General features: G+C 51.1%; 22 protein-coding genes. 14 read left to right on the top strand and 8 right to left on the bottom strand.

The annotated features are described in order from the left end of the window. Window positions 1–34: 34 nt before the first annotated feature. Window positions 35–655 carry a class I SAM-dependent methyltransferase gene (locus KXJ70_RS10270; protein ID WP_219043416.1) on the top strand — a complete coding sequence of 207 codons (621 nt, stop codon included), beginning with the start codon at window positions 35–37 and terminating at the stop codon, window positions 653–655. 63 nt (window positions 656–718) lie between these two features. On the opposite strand, the gene galE is transcribed toward KXJ70_RS10270, so the two are convergent. Then, window positions 719–1744, bottom strand: coding sequence for a UDP-glucose 4-epimerase GalE (gene galE / locus KXJ70_RS10265; protein ID WP_219043415.1), 1026 nt, complete (start codon window positions 1742–1744; stop codon window positions 719–721). Window positions 1745–2127: 383 nt separating this feature from the next. On the opposite strand from galE, the gene KXJ70_RS10260 reads away from it, so the two are divergent. From KXJ70_RS10260 to KXJ70_RS10230, 7 genes are all read left to right on the top strand, one after another. Next, window positions 2128–3405 (top strand): dicarboxylate/amino acid:cation symporter, encoded by a 1278-nt coding sequence (locus tag KXJ70_RS10260; RefSeq protein WP_219043414.1) that lies wholly within the window; start codon window positions 2128–2130, stop codon window positions 3403–3405. Between the two features lie 46 nt (window positions 3406–3451). Then, window positions 3452–4630, top strand: a complete 1179-nt coding sequence (locus tag KXJ70_RS10255; RefSeq protein WP_219043413.1) for a hydroxymethylglutaryl-CoA reductase — start codon at window positions 3452–3454, stop codon at window positions 4628–4630. A gap of 64 nt (window positions 4631–4694) precedes the next feature. Then, window positions 4695–5618 carry an alpha/beta hydrolase gene (locus KXJ70_RS10250; protein ID WP_219043412.1) on the top strand — a complete coding sequence of 308 codons (924 nt, stop codon included), beginning with the start codon at window positions 4695–4697 and terminating at the stop codon, window positions 5616–5618. 38 nt (window positions 5619–5656) lie between these two features. Next, window positions 5657–6904 (top strand): CaiB/BaiF CoA transferase family protein, encoded by a 1248-nt coding sequence (locus KXJ70_RS10245; protein WP_219043411.1) that lies wholly within the window; start codon window positions 5657–5659, stop codon window positions 6902–6904. Window positions 6905–7060: 156 nt separating this feature from the next. Further along, window positions 7061–7348 carry a hypothetical protein gene (locus KXJ70_RS10240; protein WP_219043410.1) on the top strand — a complete coding sequence of 96 codons (288 nt, stop codon included), beginning with the start codon at window positions 7061–7063 and terminating at the stop codon, window positions 7346–7348. Between the two features lie 312 nt (window positions 7349–7660). Next, window positions 7661–7927, top strand: a complete 267-nt coding sequence (locus tag KXJ70_RS10235) for a hypothetical protein (RefSeq protein ID WP_219043409.1) — start codon at window positions 7661–7663, stop codon at window positions 7925–7927. A 53-nt stretch (window positions 7928–7980) separates the two neighbouring features. Next, the gene (locus tag KXJ70_RS10230) at window positions 7981–8388 is read left to right on the top strand and encodes a lysozyme inhibitor LprI family protein (RefSeq protein ID WP_219043408.1); all 408 of its coding nucleotides are present in this window, start codon (window positions 7981–7983) and stop codon (window positions 8386–8388) included. Between the two features lie 224 nt (window positions 8389–8612). Here the strand turns inward: KXJ70_RS10230 and KXJ70_RS10225 are convergent, their stop codons facing one another. From KXJ70_RS10225 to KXJ70_RS10210, 4 genes are all read right to left on the bottom strand, one after another. Further along, window positions 8613–9266 (bottom strand): FHA domain-containing protein, encoded by a 654-nt coding sequence (locus tag KXJ70_RS10225; RefSeq protein WP_219043407.1) that lies wholly within the window; start codon window positions 9264–9266, stop codon window positions 8613–8615. 126 nt (window positions 9267–9392) lie between these two features. Next, the gene (locus tag KXJ70_RS10220) at window positions 9393–10211 is read right to left on the bottom strand and encodes a Stp1/IreP family PP2C-type Ser/Thr phosphatase (RefSeq protein WP_219043406.1); all 819 of its coding nucleotides are present in this window, start codon (window positions 10209–10211) and stop codon (window positions 9393–9395) included. Window positions 10212–10301: 90 nt separating this feature from the next. After that, complete coding sequence (locus KXJ70_RS10215; RefSeq protein ID WP_219043405.1) at window positions 10302–10619, bottom strand: hypothetical protein; 318 nt, start codon at window positions 10617–10619, stop codon at window positions 10302–10304. 7 nt (window positions 10620–10626) lie between these two features. Then, complete coding sequence (locus KXJ70_RS10210) at window positions 10627–11934, bottom strand: sigma-54 interaction domain-containing protein (RefSeq protein WP_255558397.1); 1308 nt, start codon at window positions 11932–11934, stop codon at window positions 10627–10629. A 251-nt stretch (window positions 11935–12185) separates the two neighbouring features. On the opposite strand from KXJ70_RS10210, the gene KXJ70_RS10205 reads away from it, so the two are divergent. From KXJ70_RS10205 to KXJ70_RS10180, 6 genes are all read left to right on the top strand, one after another. Further along, the gene (locus KXJ70_RS10205) at window positions 12186–13538 is read left to right on the top strand and encodes a cytochrome ubiquinol oxidase subunit I (RefSeq protein WP_219043404.1); all 1353 of its coding nucleotides are present in this window, start codon (window positions 12186–12188) and stop codon (window positions 13536–13538) included. Between the two features lie 3 nt (window positions 13539–13541). Continuing rightward, window positions 13542–14534, top strand: a complete 993-nt coding sequence (locus KXJ70_RS10200; protein WP_219043403.1) for a cytochrome d ubiquinol oxidase subunit II — start codon at window positions 13542–13544, stop codon at window positions 14532–14534. 19 nt (window positions 14535–14553) lie between these two features. Beyond that, window positions 14554–15447: an MBL fold metallo-hydrolase gene (locus tag KXJ70_RS10195; protein WP_219043402.1), complete on the top strand. Its 894-nt coding sequence runs from the start codon at window positions 14554–14556 to the stop codon at window positions 15445–15447. Between the two features lie 30 nt (window positions 15448–15477). Then, window positions 15478–17142, top strand: coding sequence for a bifunctional protein tyrosine phosphatase family protein/NAD(P)/FAD-dependent oxidoreductase (locus tag KXJ70_RS10190; protein WP_219043401.1), 1665 nt, complete (start codon window positions 15478–15480; stop codon window positions 17140–17142). Between the two features lie 11 nt (window positions 17143–17153). After that, window positions 17154–18914, top strand: a complete 1761-nt coding sequence (locus tag KXJ70_RS10185; protein ID WP_219043400.1) for a SulP family inorganic anion transporter — start codon at window positions 17154–17156, stop codon at window positions 18912–18914. Between the two features lie 95 nt (window positions 18915–19009). Next, on the top strand, window positions 19010–20098 hold the full coding sequence (locus KXJ70_RS10180) for a CNNM domain-containing protein (protein WP_219043399.1): 1089 nt from the start codon (window positions 19010–19012) through the stop codon (window positions 20096–20098). A gap of 8 nt (window positions 20099–20106) precedes the next feature. On the opposite strand, the gene KXJ70_RS10175 is transcribed toward KXJ70_RS10180, so the two are convergent. The 3 genes from KXJ70_RS10175 to KXJ70_RS10165 all read right to left on the bottom strand — a co-directional run bounded on the left by KXJ70_RS10175 (window position 20107) and on the right by KXJ70_RS10165 (window position 26804). Further along, the gene (locus tag KXJ70_RS10175; RefSeq protein WP_219043398.1) at window positions 20107–20688 is read right to left on the bottom strand and encodes a putative periplasmic lipoprotein; all 582 of its coding nucleotides are present in this window, start codon (window positions 20686–20688) and stop codon (window positions 20107–20109) included. Between the two features lie 90 nt (window positions 20689–20778). Next, window positions 20779–24138, bottom strand: coding sequence for a UvrD-helicase domain-containing protein (locus KXJ70_RS10170; protein WP_219043397.1), 3360 nt, complete (start codon window positions 24136–24138; stop codon window positions 20779–20781). After that, window positions 24135–26804: a PD-(D/E)XK nuclease family protein gene (locus KXJ70_RS10165; RefSeq protein WP_255558424.1), complete on the bottom strand. Its 2670-nt coding sequence runs from the start codon at window positions 26802–26804 to the stop codon at window positions 24135–24137. The genes KXJ70_RS10170 and KXJ70_RS10165 overlap by 4 nt, the downstream gene beginning before the upstream one ends. Window positions 26805–26824: the final 20 nt, after the last annotated feature.

The raw sequence follows: 26824 nt of genomic DNA, 5'->3' as shown, positions 1-26824 counted from the left end.
CTTGGCGACAAAATCGATATACGGAGAACATGCTATGGGCTTTTACGATAATAAAATACTGCCCGTAATCATCGACAAAGCCTGCTCGATGAGCACCATTATGACACTGCGCGAAAAAGTGGTGCCACTCGCCAGCGGTGTTGTGTTGGAAGTAGGTATGGGCAGCGGAATCAATTTGGCGCTGTACAAGCCAGACATTGTGGACTTTGTCTGGGGCTTGGAGCCTTCCATCGGTATGCGCAAAAAAGCACAGCGCAATCTCGACAATTCCCCCGTTGAGGTAAAATGGCTGGATCTACCCGGTGAGGCTATTCCACTAGAGGATGAGAGCGTAGATACCGTATTGCTAACCTACACACTCTGCACCATTCCGGACTGGCAAGCTGCTCTGGCGCAAATGCATCGTGTACTTAAGCCCAGCGGCAAACTGCTATTTTGTGAACACGGTTTAGCCGACAGCCATGCAGTGCAACATTGGCAAAACAAAATCACCCCCGTGTGGAAAAAATTAGCGGGGGGTTGTCACCTCAATCGGCCGATCGCCGAGTCCATCGCAAGCTGCGGATTTACCATTAATAAACTCGACACCTGCTACGCCGACGGCGTGCCCAAGATCGCGGGCTATATGTATTATGGGGAAGCGGTAAAATCCTGAGGGGTGGGCGCGTACTAAACACGCCCATTATCAATGACGAGCATAAGCTCGAAGCAAGCTTAGCTAATCCGATCCCTGGCCATAACCGTCGGGGTTACCACTTTGCCAGCGCCAGGTATCTGCCATCATCTGTTCTAGCGAGCTACCGGCAATCCAATTTAATTCTCGTTCGGCCTTGTCTGCATTCGCCCAAAACGCCGGCAAATCACCGCTGCGACGCGGCGCAATTTTATATGGCACCGCTTGACCCGTTACCGACTCGAATGCCTCGACCATTTCCAAAACAGAAACACCCTTACCCGCACCCAAATTAAACGCGTGCAGTCCTGGTTTCTGTAAGGCCAGCAAAGACTGGCAATGGCCTGCAGCTAAATCTACCACATGCAGATAATCGCGCAGGCAGGTGCCGTCGGGCGTCTCGTAATCACTACCAAAAATCGATAACTCGGCCAATTTACCCACCGCAACTCGACTGATAAATGGCATAAGATTATTTGGAATGCCCAAAGGGTCTTCGCCGATCAATCCCGACGCATGCGCGCCTATGGGGTTGAAGTAGCGCAGCGCCGCCACCGCCCAACGCGGGTCTGATGCGCACAAATCCGCCAGCACTCTTTCTGCCATGGCCTTTGACGCCCCATAGGGACTGGACGGCTGACCCAATGGCATCGACTCTTCATACGGTACCGGCGCGTCCGGCCCATACACCGTCGCCGACGAGCTAAATACCAATTTAAATACACCGGCATCCGTCATTGCCTGACATAAGGCCATGGTGCCGCGCACATTATTATCGTAGTAGCGAAGCGGTTGCTCAACGCTTTCGCCAACAGCTTTGAGTCCCGCAAAATGAATAACCGCATCGATCTTGTAGCGGGCAAACACCGCCGCAAGTGCCTCCACATCGCGAATATCTGCCTGAACAAATTCAGGGGCGATACCAGAAATTTTCTCAATCCGTGAGATAACCGCAGGGTTGCTGTTTACGAGGTTATCGAGAATAACAACTCCGTAGCCTGCTGCCTGCAACTCTACGACGGTATGACTACCGATATACCCAGCGCCACCCGTAACCAATATGGTTTCCATGTTCTACTTCCAAACGATAAAACAGCTATTCTAATTGAAGTTGTAAAGAATAGTTAACTGAGTGGGCCTTTTTGGAGTCGGATGTCGGACGTTAAAGGCTTTCGCTTGCTCACATGGATCCCCGATCGGGGTCGGGGATGACGTAGTTTTAAAAGATCGGGGATGACGCAGTGTGAAATCGCCACCCTCAACTTGCCAAGTGCCAGACGCCGGACGTCCGACGTCTGGCGCACGCACACCCACACCCCACACTTCACAATCTCCGTCAGTCTTTCGGCTGGTCATTGCTTTGCTAGCACGCTAGAGTAATGGCTTTAGCACTCTCACCGTTCAGCTGTTTTAAGTGCTTTTCCCACAGTTTTAGCAAAAGAGTCATCGTCACTATGCGAAATATCCCCCTGCACTGGCAAATTGTTGCGGCCATTCTTTTAGCAGTTGCTGCTGGGATCTTTGGCGGCGCAGATGCAAGCATCGGTAGTTTACCCTTCACTGCGGTTTACGCATTTTTAGGTACGATGTTCCTCAACGCATTAAAAATGCTAATCGTGCCACTGGTGGTGTCCTCGATTATTAGCGGCATGGCTGGGGTGGGAGGTGACAAACTCGAAAAGCTAGGCGGCAAAACGCTGTTGTTTTACGCGTCGAGTAGTCTTATCGCGATTTTAATTGGTCTCGCCGTCGTCAACGTCATCGCCCCCGGCAGCGGCGACAATCAAGCGCTAGCGGCCACGATTAGCAGCAGTGACCCAGCGCTTAGCGACACACTGGCTAAGGTGGAAGGACGCGGTACCGGCGACATCGTCGAAGTTTTTGTGCGTATGGTGCCGACTAATATTGTTGCGGCGGCAGCCAATGGCGAAATGCTGGGATTGATATTCTTTAGTTTATTATTTGGTTTTTTCTTAGCGCGCAGCAAATCAGATCACGCCGCGACGCTGATGCATTTTTGGCAGGGCGTGATGGATATCATGACCGAAATCACGATGTGGGTGATGAAGTTTGCGCCTATTGGTGTATTTGGTCTGGTCGCTAAAACTGTTGCCATTACCGGCTTCGTTGCCTTCAAGCCGATGCTGCTATTTTTCATTACGGCTTTGCTTGCGCTACTAATTCACGCCTTTGTTGCGCTGCCATTAGTACTTCGCTTTATTGGTGGCGTCAGTCCGAAGAAACACTATGCCGCCATGACACCGGCACTACTTACCGCATTTTCAACTGCATCGAGCTCCGCCACCCTGCCACTGACCTTAAAGAGTATTCAAGAGGAATCTGGCGTTTCCAAACAGGTTAGTGGCTTTGTGCTGCCACTCGGCGCCACGGTGAATATGGATGGCACCGCGCTCTATGAGTGTGTGGCTGCCATGTTTATTGCGCAGGTTTACGGCTTGGAGCTGGGCTTTGTTCAACAATTCACCATTGTCATGATCGCCCTGCTGACCTCTATTGGTGTTGCCGGCATTCCCGCCGCGAGCTTAGTCGCTATTTCCGTCATTTTGGGTGCCATCGGCCTGCCACTAGAAGGCATTGGGCTACTGCTGGTGACCGACCGCATACTCGATATGATTCGCACCGCTGTGAACGTATTTAGCGACTCCTGTGCCGCCGTGGTTATCGCCCGCAGCGAAGGTGAGGAAACCCTCATTGCAATAAGCAAAGGCTGATATCGACGCCAAAACCCATCGAACATAACAATAAAGTGGATGCCGTATGAAAGAGCGTAAACCGATCCCCAAAATTAAAGGTGATAACTACTCCGAGGACGCCGCTGCGCTGCGACGCCAATTTATTGAGCAGGAAACCGGCGTATCACTAAAACATACCAGTCACTACTCCATCGACCCACACAGCGTAGAGGGCAATGCCGAAAACTTTATTGGTGTGGTGCAAATGCCCGTCGGCGTGGCCGGCCCCTATCTAATTAATGGCGAGCACGCCAAAGGCGTGTTCTATGTTCCCATGGCCACCACCGAGGGAACCTTGATCGCTTCTTATAGCCGTGGCATGCGAGTGATTTCCGAGTCCGGCGGCGCAACGGTTACCGTTATTGAAGAGTTTATGCAGCGTGCACCTCTCTTTGAATTTGCCAGCGCCCGCGAAGCCCGTGATTTTTCAAATTGGCTGGATCAAAGCCACGCCAATATTTGCCAGCAAGCAGAAACGACTACGTCGATCGGCAAATTACAGCACATTCAGAAGTGGGTCATTGCCAACAAACTTTATACACGATTCAACTACACAACCGGTGATGCGGCCGGCCAAAATATGACCGGCAAAGCTACCCACAAGGCATGCCAGTGGATACTTGAAAATTACCCTGGCACCATAGAAAACTTCTCCCTTTCGAGTGGCATAGAAACTGATAAAAAACACTCGCATATGAACCTCTTACACAGCCGCGGCAAGAAAGTGGTCGCCGAAGCCACTATTAGCAAAGATGTATTAAAAGCGTTAATGCGCGCCGATCCAGAGCGTATGTTTCGTCTTCGTCAGCGCACGGTTTTGGGCAGCCTACTTGCGGGATCCGCTTACAATGGGCCGCACTCCGCCAACGGTATCGCGTCTATGTTTATCGCCACCGGCCAGGATGAAGCCAATGTGGTGGAATCTCATACCGGCATCGCCTTTATGGATCTCACCCCAGCGGGCGATTTGTATTACTCAGTCACCCTGCCCTCGATAATTTGCGCCAGCTACGGCGGCGGCACCGGCTTAGCGACTCAGCGCGAATGTCTTGAAATGATGGACTGCTACGGTCAGGGCAAGGCTCGCAAGCTCGCTGAAATTGTGGCGGCAACTGTGCTCGCCGGCGACCTCTCATTAGCCGCGGCAATTGTTGCCGACGAATGGGTCTCTAGCCACGACCAGCTCGGCCGGAACCGACCCTGAACTTCTTCGCTCCGTTTTAAGCAACGGGGCTAAGCAACAACACATAACAATAGATACGCAAATCATGCACATCGATAAAATAGATCCACAACTTAGAAAACTCTATGGCCGAATTCCGAGCGTGCCTTTTCACAACAGGCTGTTCCTTTCTTTATTTCAACTTCTCTCAAAACTTCAAGGCAAACCGACATCTCTGCTCGGCATAAACATTAGGGATTATGACTTCGGCGACAGCGGGGTGCGCGTTTACACGCCAAACGGCGAGTCATCGGGCGCTGGTTTGCTGTGGATACATGGCGGCGGCTATATCATCGGAAACGCAAATATAAATGATCGCGACTGTGCGCTTTACGCCAAAAACCTGAATCTCACCGTTGTGTCCGTAGAATATCGCTTGGCGCCAAAGCACCCTTTTCCCGCCGCCAACGATGACTGTTATGCGGCGTGGCAATGGTTTCTAAACCATGCCGACGAGCTAGGGGTATCACCGCACCGGATTGCCATATCTGGACAGAGCGCGGGCGGCGGACTGGCGGCGGGTTTAGTACAGCGAATACATGATGCCGGCGGAATTCAGCCCGCAGGACAAGCTTTATTCTGCCCCATGCTAGATGATCGCACGGCCACGCGAACCGAATTAGACAGTCTTAAACATCGACTTTGGAGTAATAAAAATAATCGCGGCGCCTGGCGCCATTATCTAAACCAGGAACCAGGCCTAGAATCCGTGCCAACTTACGCCGCCCCCGCGCGCCGTGAAGACCTTAGTAATTTACCGCCAACGTGGATGGCAGTTGGTGATATCGACCTGTTCTTTGACGAGAATCAACAATATGCAAAGCGTCTACAAGAAGCGGGTGTTGAGTGCGAATTCTGCGCAGCACCAGGCGCCCCACACGGATTTGAGGGACTGGTACCGGACGCGGATATTAGCAAAAACATTCTTCAATCAAACAAACAGTTTTTAAGCAAAATATTAAATCTATAAATATTTCGCGGACAAACTGACATCGAGTTACTCGTTTTATGGTCGACACCGCAGCATCGTTAAATAACCCGACATCAAATCAAGGGGTTGCTAATAAAGGCCCCTTGCATGGTATTCGAATTTTAGAATTAGGCCAGCTCATTGCCGGCCCGTTCACCAGCACCATGCTCGCTTATTTCGGCGCCGAGGTTATCAAAATTGAGCCACCGGAAATTGGCGACCCGATTCGCCGCTGGCGCAGTATGAAGGGCGACACCTCGCTGTGGTGGTACAGTATTGGTCGCAACAAAAAATCGGTTACCGTTGATCTTCGTCACCCAGATGGGCAGGCATTGGTGCGTGATCTCGCCACGCAGTGCGATGTCCTGATCGAAAACTTTCGTCCCGGTGTCATGGAAGATTGGGGACTCGGGCCCGAGGATTTAAAAGCCGCCAATCCCGCGCTGGTGTACACCCGCATTTCTGGCTACGGCCAAACCGGTCCCAATGCGGAAAAGCCCGGCTTTGCATCAGTATGTGAAGGTTTTAGCGGCTTCCGCCACCTCAATGGATTTCCCGGCGAAGCGCCGGTAAGACCTAACCTGAGTCTCGGCGATAGCATTGCGTCTCTGCACGCCATCATTGGCATATTGATGGCCCTAAATGCCCGCGATCGCGGCATACACAATGGCCAAGTGGTCGATGTTGCCCTATATGAAACCATGTTTAATATGTTGGAATCGGTGGTGCCCGAGTACGCGGAAGAGGGTATTATCCGTGAAGCCTCCGGCACGACACTAACAGGCATAGTACCGACCAACACCTATCGCTGCCTCGACGATAAATTTGTCATTATCGGCGGCAATGGCGACTCCATATTTAAACGCCTCATGACCGAAATAGGTCGTAAGGATTTTGCTGATGATCCCGCCATGGCAGACAATGCGGGCCGCGTTATACACCAACAGAAAATAGACGACGCCATCAGCCAATGGTGCCTTGGCCATCCGATAAAGTCTGTCATTGAAAAATTGGACGCGGTGCGCGTACCCGCTGGGCCAATTTACAATGCCGAAGACATGGCTAATGACCCGCATTTTCAAGCGCGGGGCTTATTTGAAAAAGTGGGCTTGGACGACAGCAGCACGGTCACCATTCCCGGCATGTCGCCAAAACTTGTCGGCACCCCAGGCGGCACGCAGTGGGCCGGCCCTAAACTTGGGCAACACACTGAAGAGGTGTTAACCGAACTACTTGGTATGACGGCTGAACGCTTAGTGTCATTAAAAAATAATGCTGTGATTTAAATCGTCGTAGCCCAACAATACCTTGTGGATTTTTAAAAACTGACCGTTTATTGGCGCTTTCTTTTTCCTATCGGGTAAACACATTTTTAATTGCTTTCTTCGTGCGCGTTTAAACACAATTGCATTAAGCAAACTGCCTATCCTGAGAATTATTTTATGCATTTAGACAAAGCAAAAAAGCGTATCGCTAAGCAGCTCAAGAAAGGCTTCCATGGCTACCCTTCAATCACTTTGGAATATTTTGGCGCAACGCCCGCGATGGCGAGCGAACTTGTGATTTCATTTATTACAGAAGAAGGCGCTGAGCCGCAAATTCAAAAATTTGTATGTGATCAGGATGCAAGAGAAGATGAAACCATTCAAACAACGCTGGTAAAAATCATCGAAAGAGCTGAGGTCGTCAGTTTGACCGAGGTCAGCGGAGTTTCCATTATCAAGGGCTAAGGTGTTGATATGGCGAAATTCTACTAATAGAATTTCCGCAAATTACCTCGTAATAGCCCACTTTACAGACAAATACCCTGTATTGCTGCATACTGGCACTCATCCTTGCAAGCCGTTTGGTAACGACACGGGAAATTTCCCTGCAGGATCAGCATCGCCAGATTATTCAAACACATCGATAGTGCTATGGACATTGCCTTACGGGATTAACGTAAGCGCGCCGTGCAGATCTAACACTATATACACCGCCGCGTGCTGCGCTCTCCATCAGCAGACAATGGTGACATCTACTTTTAAGGACACGGTTTTATTATGCAAGACAAGATCGCAGCGATACTAGATTACCTAAATGAAAACAAAACCCGCTGCAGCAACAATGCGGCAGCTGAAGCATTAGGTATTACCGCGCCGGAGTTAAAAAAACTATTGGGTGAACGTCGACCAGAGACCTCTTGGCTTGTCAATTACGGTACTGGGGAGCCGGCGGGCTACACAGCTGAAAACAAGCACCCCGACCTTTACCGAACCAAGCGAATCATTAAATCTGCCGAAGTGTTAACCCGCAATCTAGATTTGTAAAATGTAGATCGACGTATTGGCGCTTTTTTTCCAAAAATCATGGAGCGGTTTTGATGCTAAAGCCCTGGTTTTACGCCGCACTAATATCGTTTACTGCCATTGCCTGCACAGCAGAATCCACGACGGCGAATTGCACAATGGACGGCAGCCAGCGCGAATTAAACGTCTGCGCCGCACAGCAGCATCAAGCTCAACAAGCCGCATTCAACAATAGCCTTGCTGAAGTACTCGCCATGGCGAAGTCAAAGAACCAGGGCTTTGGCCCGCAAGCTGAGGACATTCAATCCGCGCAGGATGCCTGGCTTGTGTACGCCGGACAGCACTGCCGCCTGCTAATAAGCTGGGGAGGTAGTATGGCGGGAATGCAATATCACCTTTGCATGGCTGAGCTCTACGAACAGCGCCAGAAACAAATTCAGACATATATATGCCACCCCGCTCTGGGGGCTTGTTCGCAATAAATATAGCGATGGTAGAACATCCCACCATATTGGGTTTGATAAACCCCGTCGGGGCGCCCGAATCGGCGTCCAGTTTAAAACTTGTCGTTCCTCTACCCAAGCTACGAACTGCTTTCCTCGATCTAGATAGCGGTGCGATATTGTCAATCGCCCACCTGACACAAATAAAAAAGGCACGACATTTATGTCGTGCCTTGCATGGCTAGACCTAAAGAAACCTGCATTTAAACTTCTGGCGGTGCCTCTACCAATACAAACTTTAATTGCGTACCTGCAATTTCAAGCACATCACCGACGCTGAGTTGGCGAGGTTGTAGGCCGATCTCGACACCGTTCAGCTTCGGCGTCCGACCATCTACACCTTCAATATGCTCGAGATAATAGTCTTGCTGGCGGCGACTAATAGCCGCTACCTGGAAACCCACCTTACCCAATTTAGTTAGCGGTTTATTCAAGGTCATCTCACGACCCGCCGAACCGCCATTCTGTACCTGCAGCTTAGCAATCATCGCTACCGGTGCTGGCTCGGCGCGCTTACTACTTGGCCGCATCGCAATCGTCTTTTCGACCTCGGCTTCGCCGCCGCCAAAGGATTCGCTGTGAAAGGTAAGTGAATGCTTACCAATTGTGATGTAGTCACCATTGCGAAGCTGGTGGCGAGTGATCGCCGTACCGTTAACTAAGGTTCCGTTGGTACTGCCCAAATCAACTAGAAAGCAATCTTTAAGTACCGTTTCAACGGCTGCATGGCGGCCACTTACCGCCAAGTTTTCTATACAAATATCATTGTCGGGGGCACGACCAAGAGAGATTCTCTCCTTATTTAAGGGAAAATCCTCAAGTACTCTACCCTGAAAGCTGAGAACCAGTTTAGCCATAATCCTTATCCGTCTTTGACCTGCGTTCCCTTAATGAGGCACGGCAGCGTATCGATCTAGGGCAACTCTAATTAATTCGGTAATGTCTCAGCGGATTAATCAGAGATGCCCTGGCCTATTAACCCTTTAATCAAACCAGTCTAGCTCTTCCTCTGAAGAGCTTTCCTGCCCAGCGACTACTTTATCTACACACACAACAATAATCGAAATATTATCATTGCCGCCGGAATTATTCGCCATTTTCAATAATTGCTTGGCGGCTACTTCCGGATCAGCTTGGCAGTTAGCTAACACATCTGCGATCTCAGCATCCTCAACCATGCCTGTCAGGCCATCGGAGCACAGCAAATACAGGTCACCAGCACGCAAGAGGGATTCCAAAAGATCGACCTCAACAATATCAGCAAGACCTAAAGCGCGGGTAATCACATTTTTATTGCGGGAGTTTCGCGCGTCTTCTTCGGAATACACTTTGCGGTCGATCATTTCTTGAACCAAGGTGTGGTCGGTCGTGAGCTGATCTAAAAAGCCGTCTCTGAATCGATACAGGCGGGAGTCTCCAACATGGGCTACCGCGAGACAGCTGCCGTTAAAACTCGCTGATACCAAGGTGGTGCCCATGCCTTGGCGCTCCGGATTGCGCTGAGCGTCTCCGAAAATGATGGCGTTTGCCGCCTGCACCGCATTTCGCAGGGCGATGGTTTGCCCGGAAAACTCAGATATTTCTGCGACCGAGTCGTCGCCGTCGTGATCCGCTGCTAAAAACCGGGTAAAGCCTTCTATTGCCAAGGCGCTGGCCACTTCACCCGCGTTGTGGCCACCCATACCGTCAGCCACTAATACATACCCATGATCTTCGGCTACGCATATTGCGTCTTCGTTGTGACTGCGCACCCTGCCAATGTCGGTGACGCCAAAGCTGCGTATTACTGTTTTATCGTCCATTATTTTACGCTTATGCCGAGATGAGACCTGAGTATAGTCACCGGCTTTTAAAATGGTCAATGTCGCGGCTCGATATAAACCGAACGCCAGCTAAGAGTCAGGAAACAGAAGTGACCACGATGACACTTTGCCAACGAGTATACTCAAATCCTGTCTGGCCGGTTTAGCACAGGCTTGTAGCTCCGCACCCATCGGCATCCGCGCTGCCAGGGGAGAAAAATACAGCACTAACTCACAGTGCAAACGCTCTTTTGACTCATGGCGGTAGTACACCGCACACTGATCTGTGTTTATTGCATTGGCAAACACCGCCCTGGCCTGCGCTTCTATTCGATCCAGGGCCGGATCGGCCAGCATGGCATCACCAAGATTACAGCTATACCAAACATCGTCGATCATCGTGTTCACTACTAAGCTACTTTACGACACCGAGCTTTCTGTAAAGCGACCGCAGACTAATGCCCGCTATATGCGCCGCCCGCGCTTTATCGCCATCGCAAAACGCTAATAGTTCATTCAAGTACTGCATCTCTTTTGATTTTAAATCTTGCCACTTGTCTTCGTTGTTATCATTATGCGGACGAACATCTAGCATGCACCGCTCCAGTATTTTCACATCGATAATATTCGAATGCGCAAAAATAATTGCGCGCTCGAGCACATTGCGAAGTTCGCGAACATTTCCCGCAAAATTGCATTTTTCTAGTAATTTGATCGCCGACTCGGTCAGTCGATACATGTCTTTTTTGCTGAATTTTTCGAGTATCGATTTTGCAATCAATGCGATGTCGTCGCCACGCTCACGCAATGGAGGCAAGACGATAGGAAAGGCATTAATTCGATAATATAAATCTTCACGAAATTCGCCACTGGCTACATTGTTAGATAAATTTTTATGGGTGGCGCATATCAAGCGAAAATTTGCGCGCTTGAGCTCGGTGCTACCCACCGCTCGGTAGCTGCCCGTTTCAATTAAGCGCAGTAATTTCACCTGCATACCCAAGGGTACATCACCAATTTCGTCCAGAAATAAGGTGCCACCCTCGGCGCTTTCTAACAGACCGCGCTTGTTCGATGTTGCACCGGTAAACGCGCCCTTAACGTGGCCAAACAACTCACTTTCAAACAGGGTTTCCGTCAATCCCGCGCACTCAACCGTGATCATGGGTCTTGTACTGCGACTACTGGCCTCATGAATGGCTTTGGCCGCTAATTCTTTGCCCGTACCAGATTCCCCCATCAATAATACCGAGGTGTCTCTGCTCGCCACCAAATTAATCATTTCAACCAGCGCGTTAAAAACCGGACTGCGGCCAACCATATTTTGGGTGCTCAGCTCTGCACTGGCGATATGAACCGGCTTTAGAATTTCGACAAAATACTTCAGTTCGCCGTCTTCACCGTGAATTGGCAGCATTTCTACATCGACATGCTCCTTGCCTCGTGGCGTCGTGTGAACGTGTAGCACTCGCTCCTTGCTGCCAGAGCTTTTGCAGGCAAGTAAGGGACAACTTTCTCCCGCCTGATCACAGGGCACCTGATAACCGTGGGAGACTTGATAGCAGCGCGCCTCCTTGTCGACGTCAATTTCACCGAATGTTGAACGGTAGAGTTCATTCGTTGCCAGTATTCTGTAATCGGCGGACACCAATATGGCTGGGTAGTCGAAACCATCGAGCATATAGGCAACGTCTTTATCTGAGTCTTTTGCTATGAGCTGCATGGCATTGTCATTTCTGTCATTTATTTTTGTCAATAATGACAATTAAGCAAAGGTTTTACCAGCGCAAACTAGGCAAGGCTCTTCGGATTTATAAAATACTATATATAAACCAATGACTTACTGCACATAGCCACAAGTACTACATGCATGGCATGTGCATTGCTCTATGGTGGTAAGTACCACAGGCGAAGATTGTGACAGCCAGCGGATGAATCGAAAGCAAATGCGCAACTCACATTAGGATGATCAATATGGATTTCGACCCCTTCATTTTGGCCCGCATCCAATTTGCGACCAATATAAGCTTTCATATTTTATTCCCCGCCATCTCCATTGGCCTGGCCTGGGTTCTGTTGTTCTTTCGTTTACGCTTCACCCAAACCGGCGACCAAGCGTGGGAGGATGCCTACCTGTTTTGGGTAAAGATCTTTGCCCTGACCTTCGCGATGGGGGTGGTGTCTGGTATTACCATGAGCTTTCAGTTCGGCACCAACTGGCCGGGCTTTATGGAAAAAGCCGGCAATGTGGCCGGCCCCCTGCTGGGCTACGAAGTGCTCAGCGCGTTTTTCCTGGAAGCCTCATTCCTCGGCATTATGTTATTCGGCAAAGACCGTGTGTCTAACCGCATGCATTTAATCAGCTCGTTTCTGGTGGCCTTTGGCACAACCTTGTCGGCGTTCTGGATTCTCAGCCTTAACTCGTGGATGCAAACCCCCGCGGGCTATCACCTAGAGGACGGCGTGGTTATGGTAGACAGCTGGATGGAAGTGATCTTCAATCCGTCGTTCCCCTACCGCTTTTTCCACATGCTTATTGCCTGCCTGCTGACCTCTGCCTTTGTGATTGCAGGTGTGAGCGCTTGGCGGGCGCTGCGCAATGTCGACGGCCCCGCCACTTGGAAGGTGATGAAAACAGGCGTGATGATGGCCGCCGTACTCGCCCCTATTCAAATACTGGTCGGCGACTTTCACGGCTTGAATACCTTGGAGCATCAGCCCGCCAAAATCGCCGCAATGGAAGCGGTGTGGGAAACCGAGAAAGGCGCGCCCTTCACGATTTTTGCACTGCCCGACGATAACACTCGCAGCAACCGCTACGCGATTGAAGTGCCCTACGCGGCAAGCTTCATTCTTACCCACGACCCCATGGGCGAAGTAAAAGGTCTTAACGAATTTGAAGGCGAGCATCCCCCCGTCGCCATCGTGTTTTGGTCGTTTCGCGTGATGCTGGCGGTAGGCGGCTTGATGCTGCTAGTGTCGTGGTGGGCGGCTTGGCAGCTGCGAAATAACAAAACCCCAACAAAACCGCTGCTATATGCCCTCTCGGCCATGACCTTTTCAGGCTGGGTCGCCGTTTTAGCAGGCTGGTATGTTACCGAGATTGGTCGCCAACCCTGGATTGTGAGCGGTGTGCTCAAGGTGCAAGACGTAGTAGCAGACCACAGCAGCGCAACGGTTGGCGGCACCCTGATCGGCTATATCTTGCTCTATGGCTTTTTACTGGCCTCCTATATTGGCGCCCTGCTCAACCTGTCACGCAAACCCGCTGCGTCGCTTAGCCTCACAGCAGTGAGCGCACCCCAAACTACAAACAAGGAGGCCTGAGCAATGGAATATTGGCTGCCAATCATTTACATGGGCATCATGGGCCTCGCTCTGCTGATCTACGTCATTCTCGACGGCTACGATCTTGGCGTCGGTCTGCTTGTACCGCTGGCTGACGAAGCGGAAAAGGACATGATGATCGCCTCCATTGGGCCATTCTGGGACGCCAACGAAACATGGATCGTACTGGGTATTGGCGTGCTACTGATCGCCTTCCCCGTCGCCCACGGTATTATTCTCACCAGCTTGTATTTACCCGTGACCCTCATGTTAATGGGTTTAATTCTGCGCGGCGTCGCCTTTGATTTACGGGTAAAGGCGGGCGACCACCGTCGCGGCCTATGGAATAAGGCATTTTTCGGCGGCTCCCTGATTGCATCGGTCGCCCAAGGTTGGATGCTCGGCGCCTATATCACCGGTCTGCAAAGTTCCACCACCAGCCTATTATTCTCCGCACTCATCGCCATGACCCTACCCGCCCTCTACCTAATCCTAGGCTGCGGCTGGCTACTGATGAAAACCGACGGCGATTTGCGCAATAAAGCCATCGGCTGGGCGCGCATGGCAATCTGGCCAATGGGTTTGGGGCTTTTTATGGTGTCTATCGCCACTCCGATGGTGAGCAGTAGCATTGCCGAAAAATGGTTTACCCTGCCGAACGCCCTGTACTTAATGCCGATCCCAATGGTCTGTGTATTTTGCTATGGCGTCATTGTAGTGGCACTAAATAAGACTTCCGTTCTCAAGCAAGGCTATAGCTGGCTGATCTTTGCCTGCACCGTCGCTATCTGCTTAATGGCGAGCTTAGGACTGGCCTATAGTATTTTCCCTGACATCGTTATTGGTGGCCTCACAATATGGGAGTCCGCCGCCTCAGTGAAATCGCTGCAATTTACCTTAGTGGGCGTAGTCATCACCCTACCCGTCATTTTGTTTTACACCTTTTTTGTCTATCGAATATTTCATGGCAAAGCGACCGCGCTGTCTTACGAATAAACTTAATAGGATATTTATAATGAGCACACTAGCTTTTAACACTGACATGAGCACCAGCCCTGACGTGCTGGCTTTTTTTGACGAACCCACCAACACCTTTACCTATGTGGTAAAAGATCCGGCGTCAAATGCCTGCGCGGTGATCGACTCGGTAATGGAAATCGACTACGCCGCAGGCCGACTCAGCCTGCACGGCGCAGACAAAGTCATCGACTATATCCGCAGTCAAAACCTAGAGCTGCAGTGGATAATAGAAACTCATGTCCACGCCGACCACCTGTCTGCCGCGCCCTATATTCAAGAGAAACTGGGCGGCAAAATTGGCATTGGCGCCGAGATCACCACAGTGCAAAACACCTTTGGCAAAATCTTTAACGAGGGCACCGACTTCTGCCGCGACGGCTCCCAGTTCGATCATCTATTTAACGATGGCGACGAATACTTCGTTGGCAAAATGCGCTGCCACGCCCTGCACACCCCCGGCCATACACCGGCGTGTATGACCCATATCATGGGCGACGCGGGTTTTGTTGGCGACACCTTATTTATGCCCGACGGCGGCAGCGCGCGCGCAGACTTCCCGGGTGGCAACGCCAAAACCTTATACCAGTCCATCCAGCGCATTCTGTCCTTACCTGACGATCTTCGTCTCTTCATGTGTCACGACTACATGCCTAATGATCGTGACGTTGAGTACCAGACCACCGTCAAGCAAGAGCGCGAACATAATATTCATGTTCACCAGGGGATTAGCGAAAGTGACTTTGTTGCCATGCGTGAAAAGCGCGACGCAACCCTAGGTATGCCCAGACTGATTTTGCCATCCCTGCAGGTAAATATGCGCGCAGGCCATTTACCCAAGGCCGACACCAATGAGGTGGTCTACCTTAAACTGCCGCTGAACCTGCTCTAAAGCACCCACCCAAACGGTCAGGGAATTACGATGAACATTAAAGAATTAAATGCAAATATAAGCGTTTCCGATCAACTGCTTAGCAGTGATATTAGCGAGCTTGCCATACGGGGAGTTCGGACCATTATCTGCAATCGCCCAGACGGCGAAGGCCCGGATCAGCCGCTATTTTCTGAAATAGCAAAAGCCGCCGAGGAACACCATATTCAATGCCACTACCTACCAGTGATCACCGGTAAGGTGAGCGATGATGACGCCACCGCCTTTGGCAAATTACTTCAGCAAGACGGTCCTATTCACGCTTACTGCCGCAGCGGTATGCGTTCCACTACCCTGTGGGCGCTGAACCAAGCCAAGCAGCTACCGCTGGCTGACATTGTTGCCACGGCCAAAGAAGCGGGTTACGACATGAGCGGTGTAGCCGCTCGAATTGCCGGCAACAGCGGCGAAATGCAAGCGTTGAAAAGCTACGATGTGCTTATCGTTGGGGGCGGCGCAGCGGGTATCTCGACGGCTGCCAGCTTGCTAGCCAGAAACAAAGCACTATCAATAGCGATTATAGATCCGGCCGACAAACACTATTACCAACCCGGCTGGACCTTGGTTGGCGCTGGGATATTTACGCCTGAGCAAACCATGCGCGATATGGCGTCGCTGATTCCCAGAGGCGCCGATTGGATAAAGGCCGCGGTTGCTACCTTCAACCCGGACAGTAACACCGTTACTCTTGAAGGCTGTCGACTCATTAAATACCAGCGCCTTGTGGTTGCCGCCGGTATAAAACTAAATTGGGCTGGAATCGAAGGACTCAGCGAAACCCTGGGGCGCAATGGCGTCACCTCTAATTACCGCTATGACCTTGCACCTTACACATGGGATCTGGTTCGCAACTTAAAAGGGGGTCGCGCCTTATTTACCCAACCACCCATGCCGATTAAATGTGCAGGGGCGCCACAAAAAGCCATGTATTTGTCTGGCGACTACTGGCTCAAAAATCAAAACATAAAAAATATTAATATCGAATTTTATAACGCTGGCGCTGTGCTTTTTGGGGTGGCCGACTACGTCCCGGCATTAATGGAGTACGTCAAAAAATACCAGACCGAATTAAAATTTAATCACAAACTGGTCCGTATCGACGGCGACAAAAAGACAGCTTACTTTGAAACCACCACCGGCGATGGCAGCACCGAAATTATTAGCCGCGAATTTGATATGATCCACGTTTGTCCGCCGCAAACCGCACCCGATTTTATCCGCAGCAGTCCACTAGTAGACGACGCTGGCTGGGTAGATGTAGATCAATATACCCTTCGCCACAAGCGCTATAGCAACATCTGGTCGCTGGGCGACGTAGCCAATACCCCCAACGCCAAAACCGCTGCCGCAGCACGGGTACAAGCACCAATTGTGGCTGCTAATATTATTGCCGACATCAAAGGTGACCACCTCGTCGCGAAATACAATGGCTACGGCTCCTGCCCGCTAACAGTAGAGCGTGGAAAAATTGTATTGGCTGAATTCGGATACGGCGGCACACTTTTACCGAGTTTTCCGAAATGGATCATTGACGGCACCAAGCCAACACGCGCAGCGTGGTTTTTAAAAGAAAAATTACTACCGCCCATTTACTGGCGCGGTATGCTCAAAGGTAAAGAGTGGTTGGTAAAGCCAGTAATGAGCGATGAAGCCTAGGAAATATAAACTTGAAAATAAAAGCGATTAAATCCTACTTTCCGATTCTAACGTGGGTCGCGGACTATCAACGCGACACCTTGATTAGCGATCTGTTAGCGGCGGTGATCGTCACCATCATGCTCATTCCCCAATCTTTGGCCTATGCGCTGCTAGCGGGACTGCCTCCGGAAATGGGCTTGTATGCGAGTATGCTTCCTCTTGTGGCCTACGCTATTTTCGGCACCAGCCGCACGCTATCTGTAGGACCTGTTGCCGTTGTCTCCCTCATGACAGCGTCTGCCATCGGACATATCGCAGCGCCGGGCAGCGTCAGCTATATTGAAGCCGCACTTTTACTAGCGCTGCTTTCCGGCATGTTTTTGCTGGGTATGGGCATTTTACGGATGGGATTTTTAGCGAACTTTTTATCTCATCCTGTGATTGCAGGTTTTATTACCGCATCGGGAATTATTATTGCGGTAAGTCAGTTAAAACATATTTTAGGCATTAGTGCATCAGGCGAAAATTTATTTCATTTACTAACGGCATTACTCAATGAAATTGCGAATACCAATCTCTACACCCTAGCCGTTGGTCTTCCCGTACTGGCATTTTTGTTCTGGGTTCGCAGCGGCTTGAAGCCCTTGCTAATGCGATTTGGTCTAGGTGATAAAGCCGCTGGAATGCTGTCAAAAACGGGGCCCGTCATGGGTATCATTGCAACCAGTATTGCAGCCTACACCTTTGACCTTGGCCAGCATGGCGTGAAACTTGTCGGCGACATTCCAAGCGGTTTACCCAGCCTACAAATTCCAAGCTTAGACCATAGCGCGTGGCGTGAACTACTCGTCTCTGCCATATTTATTTCTGTTATTGGCTTTGTTGAATCCGTTTCTGTGGGCCATACCCTAGCCGCTAAACGGCGCCAAAAAATCACGCCAAATCAAGAGCTTATTGGCTTAGGTGCCGCCAATGTGGCTGCCGCATTTTCCGGCGGTTACCCTGTCACTGGCGGCTTTGCGCGCTCAGTCGTCAATTTTGATGCCGGCGCCGTGACCCCTGCCGCAGGCATATTCACCGCCGTGGGTATTGGACTAGCCGCCCTATTTTTTACGCCATATCTCGCCTATTTACCCAAGGCAACCTTAGCAGCAACGATCATTGTCGCGGTGCTATCGCTAGTAGATTTCTCCATACTGAAAAAAAGCTGGGGCTACGCCCGCAGTGATTTTATTGCTGTAAGTACCACCTTATTAGTCACTCTACTTGCCGGTGTAGAAAGTGGCGTTGCCTGCGGCGTGTTTGCCTCTCTCGCCCTACATTTATATAAAACCTCTACGCCGCATATGGCGGTAGTTGGCGAAGTTCCCGGTACAGAACACTATCGCAATGTGAATCGCCACAAAGTAATCACCCACAGTGACATTCTTTCTCTGCGCATTGATGAAAGCTTATATTTTGCCAACGCCGGATTTATCGAAGATAAGATTTACGAACTTATAGAAAAAAATTCCGCAATACGTCACGTTATTTTAATGTGTACCGCAGTGAATGAAATTGACCTTAGCGCTTTAGACGCGCTGGAATCCATCAACCAGCGATTAAGTGACAGTGAAATTAAGCTGCATTTATCTGAAGTTAAAGGGCCGGTAAGCGACATCCTTTTAACAACAGATTTTATAAAGCATTTAAGTGGTGAAATTTTTCTGTCTCACCACCTTGGCGTTCAAAAAATTCTTGCCCAGAATGCAAAATCGGAAGAGGGTGGCACACCGAACTGGACTATTTAGGGAGATGCTCCGCTCGATGCCTATGCGCCAACAGCGCTTGACTTTACCCGCCGGCAATGCGGCAATCATCCCTACACTTTTAAGCCGACTCCGCTATGCTCTTACTGCTGATTTATGTTGCCATCGCCTTAGGCGTTTCTTTTTTATGCTCTGTACTAGAAGCTGTCCTACTCAGCGTTACACCGTCTTATATCGCCGCAGAAGAGGAGCGCGGCCATCGCAACGGCAAACTGTGGCGCGTTTATAAAACCGACATCGACCGACCGCTTGCCGCCATTTTAAGTCTCAATACGATCGCCCACACAGTGGGCGCAGCAGGGGCAGGGGCGCAGGCAACAGCGCTGTTTGGCGAGGCCTATTTTGGGCTTATTTCGGCGGTGCTTACCCTATTAATTCTCTTCGTGTCTGAAATCATTCCAAAAACCCTTGGCGCCTTATTCTGGCGTCAATTGTCGCCGCCATGCGCGATTATTTTGCGATTTATCATGTGGGCGATGTCCCCATTGGTGGCAATGGCACAGGTGCTGACGCGCTTAATGTCGCGCGGAGCAGGGGCTCACTCTATCAGTCGCGAAGAGTTTGTCGCCTTAGCAGAAGTCGCCGTCAGCGAAGGCATCTTGGACAAGGAAGAATCCTTGGCGGTCGCCAGCTTAATTCGCTTTCGATCGCTGCAAGCACGCGATGTAATGACGCCGCGACTAGTCATTTTTAGCGTGCCGGAAACCGCGAGTGTCAGAGAAGTAGTGGAGGGCAACGACGCCATTCTATTTTCCAGAATCCCCGTTTACGCCGATGATCCCGACAATATTACCGGTTTTGTCCGCAAAGATGAGCTTATGCTCGCCATGTCCCGCAGCGCAGACGCGCCACTAAGCAGTTTGCGTCGCGAGCTATTCGTTGTTCCCGAAACGCTGCCAACACCAGAGCTGCTTAAAAACCTCACCGAAATGCGCCTGCAAATTGCCTTGGTTGTAAATGAATACGGCAGCGTAATGGGCCTGGTGACGATAGAAGATTTAGTGGAAACCATGCTGGGCATGGAAATTGTAGACGAAACTGACACCGCTATTGATATGCAGGCGCTGGCCCGCGAGCTATGGGCGAAGAGGGCGCGCCGCCTCGGTGTATTTGACGATGATAAGATTAGCGCCGCCACCTCGTGGCAGGCGCCCAGAACGAGTTAACGAACTGATTAATAGCTAAAGGTAAGAGGCTCGGTTTCCTGGTTTTTAACCGTGATCGGCAAACGAAAATCACCTGGCATTTTCTTTACCGTATACTGCTGGCCGCGCGACTTATGCACATAATTGAAGTAGCTATCGTCTAGGCCTTCGATTTTATATGCGTCGTAGTGCTCGGCCACGGTTGGATCGGCGGGTTTCATGCCTTCAACGGTAACCCAGCCACGGAAAATACGAAAATAGATATCGCCAGACACGCCCCAAAAACCAACCTCTGACTGCGAGCGCGCGGTGCCGTCGGCCGCCACAAAACGGAAATCAACACGGTATGTGCCATCGGCTGAACGCTCAGTCAGCCATTCTTTTTGGCCGCCGTCGGCGGTTTTGCGAATGCCATACCATTTGCCCAGTAACATCTGTCGCGACACGCTAGTCGCCAGCTTTTCTACGTCGCTGGGCTCAGCTTCTTGCTGATCTTCTTCAAGCTGCACAGGCTTTTGTAAATTTACAGGTGCAATTACCTTGGCCGTCTTGAATTGCGAGCAACCCATTAGCAGCATCGATATGAGTGTAAAGCCAAGCAGGTGTTTCATTTACAAAGTCATTCCTAAAATCGGCTCATACAAGCCAAATATATTATATTGTTTCACGAGCAAGGCACCGCCATACCAAGTCTAGACAACTTAGGCTTCATCCAAAACCAATAAATGCTGGTGGGCGGGAAAATACAAGGCCGTCGCAATCGCGCATTCTACCCCAGTTGCGTACAAAGCTTGCTGATAAATACGCATTTTTGTTTGATATCGCTCAGCTTGCTCTTCGAAAAAGCGTTTTACATTGCCTTTTGCGGTGGCCGTCTTGTAATCGACGATCCAACAGCGGTTCTGATCAATAAAAACCCGATCCAAAATCAAGGTCTGCCACTGCCCACCTATCATGCGACGAATGGTTTGCTCACTGGCCTGCCACTGGTAGCTGGACAGAATCCACTGACCTTTCTCACAATTTAAGGTGTTGCTGACCAAGCTCATTATCCGCGCAACACTCTCATCAAGGCCGGGCTCAGGATGACAGTGATGACGCAGGCGCTGAGTCACACCACGCTGCAAACGATCGTGGTCTGCAACCCATTGCTCGCGGTCATTTCTCCGTCCCAGTCGCTCCATCAGCTCATGAAACACAATACCCACCGCGCGATCTTCAATATTATCTTCTAATACCGCATTTTCAGTTTGACGCTGGGCGCGCTGCAAGGGCGACTCCGGCGGCATCGGCGGCTGCCAAACCGGCTCGCTAACACACTGCAAGTTCCGCAGACGAGGGGCCATTGGCACCCGCAGTGGTGCAATCGCGTCATCTGCCTCGATAATGTCGCAGCGTTCAAAATCGTCGCCAACACTATCCCACAGGCGATGCAAGACACTGCCGGACGTTGCCGCCACATCTCCCTTGCTATTCATTTTCGCCTGCCCGAACACATGCAATTCAATTTTTGCACGGGTGAGAGCCACATAGATTAAGCGGTCTATTTCTTCATCTAAGGCACGGGCCTGACGCTCGCTCATATAGCTATATAGCTTTTCCGCCGCAGGGTCCGCTCCCGAACTTTGCGGCTTGGGTGCAAATATCATGTGGCCGCGAATCCGCTGCCAAGCGAGCAGCTCGCGGTCGGCATTGCGACCGGCGGCACCGGTGCCCGGCAAGATCACCACATCAAATTCCAAGCCCTTGGATTTGTGAATGGTCATCAACTCAATATTGCTAGTCGGCGGTGTCGCGTAAAGTCTTTCGAGGGCGCGCTCCAAAGCGCGAATATCCTCTAACAATCCCGCCGGAGCGTATTCATCAAGCAAGGCCAATACTCGATCAATATCACCCTGCTGATGTGGCTCAATACAAGCTGGACCACCCAGCAAATGCCAAGCGCTGCGCAGTGCCCAGCGCAAGTCACGGCTCTGCGGACAAGACTCCAACCAATTAATAGTATCCCGAAGGTGGGTGAGCGCTCGCTTACCGTCCTCGCTTATTGGCGAGCAGGTCTCAAAATTCATCAGGGTATCGCGAAGCAAACCACCGGCCTCGCGCAGCGAGAGAAGGTCATCCCAACTCAAGCCCACAAACGGGGCGCGCAGCACCCGCGCCCACGCCACGTTGTCGGCCTCGTGCCACAGGGCGCGGAGCAGACCCATAAAATCCATGACCGCGGGGGTAGCGGTCAAGCTATCAATATCTTGACCAGAAAAGGTTATTCCAGCCGTTTTTAGGGCTGGGACAATATATTTTAGGTGGCCGCGATTACGAACCAATATCGCCACCGACGAGGTGCTACCCGCAATGCTATCGCGGGTTTGAACCCGCTGTATTAATTCTACAATTTCTTGCGCTTCCGCCTGACCGGCAGTCAGTTTGGCTTCCACTTTTTGACCCAGCACCTGCGGGTGAATGACAACCTTGCCGGCATTGTCTCGCTGGGGAAGTGCGGCCTCATAGTATCGGCCGCGGTCGGTGAACAATATTTTGAAGCAATCATTTACCCAATTAACCAGGTCGGGCGACGATCTAAAGTTTGCTTTCAACTGCAAGGGCAGCAAGGTTTTGCCAGCAAAACTACCGCGCTGTTGCAACTCATCAAACAGACTGACCAAGCTTCCGCGAAACGCATAGATCGACTGTTGCAAATCACCACAGAAAAATACGCTGCGACCGTCATCCTCTTCCCAGCCTTGGCAGAGTGCGTCTAGCAACTCAATTTGGCTAACTGAGGTATCCTGCATTTCATCAACTAAAATATGCTGCACCCGATCTTCAATTAATAGGGCGTCGCCGACCGCTTCTCCGTGCTCGGCACTGAGCGCAGTAATGGCTCGCTGGGCAATTTCGCCAAAATCGACACCACCTTTGTGTTCAAAGCTCAGGCGCAAATGCGCCAGCAAATAGGCGAGGGCGATTCTAAAATGGCCAACTAATTCCCGGCTACTGTCAGGAAAATACGGTGGCGGCAAACTGGCTATCGCGGCCAAGGCCTGTGATGCCTCACCAAACAAGCCCTCGTCTTCCAAGCCCTTTAGCCAACTCTTGGCTTCCGCGGTCCCCGGCTGGCCCGCTTTCAGTCCCGCGTAATTTAAGGAGCGGGGCTTATACAGCTCCCCTTTACCGCTGAGCATCGCGCTGGCTAATTGCTGCACCAAATCAAAATCGGTAATATCCAATTCGCCGGCGCTGCGCAAATCTGCAGCCCAAGCATGATCTTCGTTCGCCGCCGACGACGCCATAAATGCGCTGATCAATTGTTGAATATCTAGCTCTTGCAGCGACGCCCAAGCGGGTTCAAATTGCGATGTCACTTCGTCTGCCAAGGCGGATTCCATCAAGTCGAGATCGCCGCTAATCACGTCTCGCAGCCACTGATCCCGCTTGGACAGTAATGCCGACAACAAGGGCAGCAAGGTTTCTATACGGTTACTTCCGTAGGCCAATAATTTCTGCAGCGCGGTGGCGAGGGCAGGGGGGCAGCTACTTTCATCTAACTGGCGAAACAAACTCAGAATCGCCTCGCGATACAGCGCGTCGGCGTCGGTAAACGGCACTGCCGCCCCTAAGCCCGACAACAGTGGTAACCGCCTAACCAAACTGCCACAAAAACTATCAAAGGTCGTGATGCGCAAGCGCGCACTGTTCTTTAACAAGTGCCATTGATTTTTCTCATCTTTGGCCAGAACTTTACATACCGCTTCGCGAATATCGTGTTCAAAACCACTGCCAGCTGGCTCTATATCATCACCGTTTGCTGCGTTAACCAGAGCCTTGGCACCATCTTGCAAGGCCGACATTACCCGCTCTTTTATTTCGCCAGCAGCCTTATTGGTAAACGTAATGGCAACCACTGTCTCTGGTTGCTCAACTGCCAAAAGGCAGTGTAAATAACGCAATAACAGCACACCGGTTTTACCGGAGCCGGCCGGCGCTCTAACTAAAACTGAGTGGCGCGGGTCAACTGCCTGCTGGCGCTGATCTTGATCTGGGGGACGAGGATACTGGCTCATTGCGCATCCTCCTCAATACTTAAATCTCGCAGCAGCGGCAGCAAGAAAGCGCTAAACCCGCGACTGTGATTCTGACTAAAGTCGTGCTCAATATTGCCCGCTAAAATACCCTCTGCCATTTCTTGTAAGGCGCTTGACCACGCCTCTATTTCCGCCTGCCATTTTTCTGCGGTATCGACATCTTCGTCTCGCGATTTTTTAGCAACCACACTGTTCGCCCAGTTACTGCGCATATGGATTTTTAAATCATCGGGACTTTTAAGCTGCGCCAGCATCACGCCGTCTAGCTGCTGTGCTGTATTATTTTGCGCCAAAACATAGATCGGCAACTGTGGCTCCGTTAAATTATCAACACTGAGAGAACGGCCATCGATGGTGCCGGTTTTGTAGTCAATAACTAAGCGTTTGTCGCCTATTTGGTCGATGCGGTCCATGCGGATTCGCAGCGGAATTCCCATTAATTCGCTTTCCGTTAATTGCTCGGTGGATAGCACCGTAAAATCCTGCAGGCGACGACGTTCGTTTTTATTCATCCACGCGCACACCAAGGTGATAACACGCTCTTTTTCAATGCTTAACAAAGACTCACCAAATCGCAGCGCGCTTAACTCAGGATTTTCAAGAGCGCGCTCACAGCTAGTCCTGACCAGTGCCTCTAGTTGCAACTCGCTGCAGGCGTCCAGTGCCGCTTTGGTTTTTAGGGTTTCCCACACATGCTGCATAGTGTCGTGAATGAGAATACCCTGCACACGATGATCCAAGCCCTCAGCGGGTACAGGAAATTCTCGCAAGTTTAAGCGGTATTTTAGAAACGCGAAAAAAGGGCTGCTGGCATATTCTTTAAACAAACCTGTGCCGCCGCGCACCGTCGCTCGCTGCTCAGACTTAATGGCGCGCACCGCATCTGAGGCTGGCAGCGCAATATCGCCCCGCGCGACAAATTGATTTTCAGCAAACCACGCCTCATCTTCATCGTAATCCGCGAGTAAAGTACACGGCCCGAGCGGGCTGCCCACTTCGTTTTCACGGCAGTGACTTAGGTGCACCTCCGGCCCAGAGCGCAGAAGACTATCCAACAACCGCTGATCTCGCTGCAGACAGAGGCTGGGGTCACTGTCAGGGTATTTAGCCTGCTGCTGTAGTTCCAAAGGTAGAAAAGCTGAGGGCTCAACGCGACGCGGCAGAGCATGGTCATCCAAACCCATTATCCACACTGCATCGAAACTCAAACCCAGCGCGTCATCATATTCCATGATGCGTACCGGACAGGGCCAATCGCGACTGACAGAAAAACGCTTGGTACTCAAAATATGCTGTAGCCAAGCGAGCGCCGTGTCGTGTTTTATGTCACCTAGCTGCCGGTCTAAGGCGCGGAACACATCCATTGCCTGACTAAAGCCACGCCGACATTGCTGCACGACAACATCGTCATCACTGGCATTGGGCCAGCCCGCCGTGAGCAACAGTTGATCAAAAAATCTCACCCAGGCCGACGGTAGTTGACGGCCGGGCATGACATTGAGCATGGCCGCAAGATCATGCAAAAAATCACTGACACTGGGCTCATCCGCTTCCATGCTGTGGGCAAGGCCTAAGGCATTGCGCAAAGTGGTTTCTGGGCTGAGATACTCTCGCCAGCGAATGTCTAAGCTCGCTCGAATACTGCGCGACTCCGGCCAACCCCGCACAAAGCGTGAACGTAAAATTCGGCTGAGCTGCTCTAGCGGTAAGGCACGCGAACTTAGCGATATTAAGTCCCAGGCAGACATGATCAGCGGATAGGAGAGGAGAGTTTCACTGGACTCAAATAGCCACGGTTCGCGCGCCTCTTTTTCTACGTTCGGAAATAATCCATCAACATAAAATTGACGCTGCAAGACACTATTCAAGACGCCGCGATAGCGTTTCATATCCGGAACTACTATCGCGAACAGTGAATCCTGTAATGACTTTTCTGGGCCAGCCTCTGGAGCAAACTTTCCACGCAACCACGCGGCAACCGCTTGGCACTCCTGCTCTATTTGCTGGGCAGCGCTAAATCTCGGGAGAAGCGCTGAACTAAACATCTCGGCCAAGGTGGATACCGAGGTTTTTTCGGCGCAGCGATGTAAAAAGGCTTGCACGGCTGGACTGAGATCCAAACCTTCATTCAGCACTAAGTGATCGGGTAAATCTAAACCAGACTCATCGAGTAATTCACCTAAATGCGCAGGTAGTTGCTGGCCACTCAATGCCGACTGCCTATCCAATTGTTGCTGCATCTCCTGACGCCAGCGATAAAATGCCTGATACTCTGTTGAGAAGCGATAGTAGTCTTCATCGTCGCTGAGCAGGTATTCGGCGTGCAATTGAAAAGCATCTACAAACTGGCGGGTAATTGCCATGCTATTCAGGCAATTTTCTGGATAAAAATCGCTGCTCTCAATGATGTCCCGCGCCAAGGCCAGCAGCTGAATAGGGCGCAGAACTTGTTTAGAAGGGAAGGTGGCATCCCACAATTCCGCTAGCCACTGATCTACTGGCACTACCGTGACAGTTTCGATAAACGCTTGATCGTGACTGCCGCGCAAGCGCGCTATGCGGTCGCGGCACTGTCGCGCACTGGCGTCGCTGGGCATGAGTACAACACAGTGGCCGCTGAGACTTAATAGATCTTGTAATGCCATTGCCGCCACGGAATAGTCCC

Source organism: Zhongshania aquimaris (assembly GCF_019312595.1).
In the GTDB taxonomy this organism is placed as follows: Bacteria; Pseudomonadota; Gammaproteobacteria; order Pseudomonadales; family Spongiibacteraceae; genus Spongiibacter; species Spongiibacter aquimaris.
The sequence above is the reverse complement of the archived record's forward strand: the minus strand, read 5'-3'. Positions and strand labels throughout refer to the sequence as shown.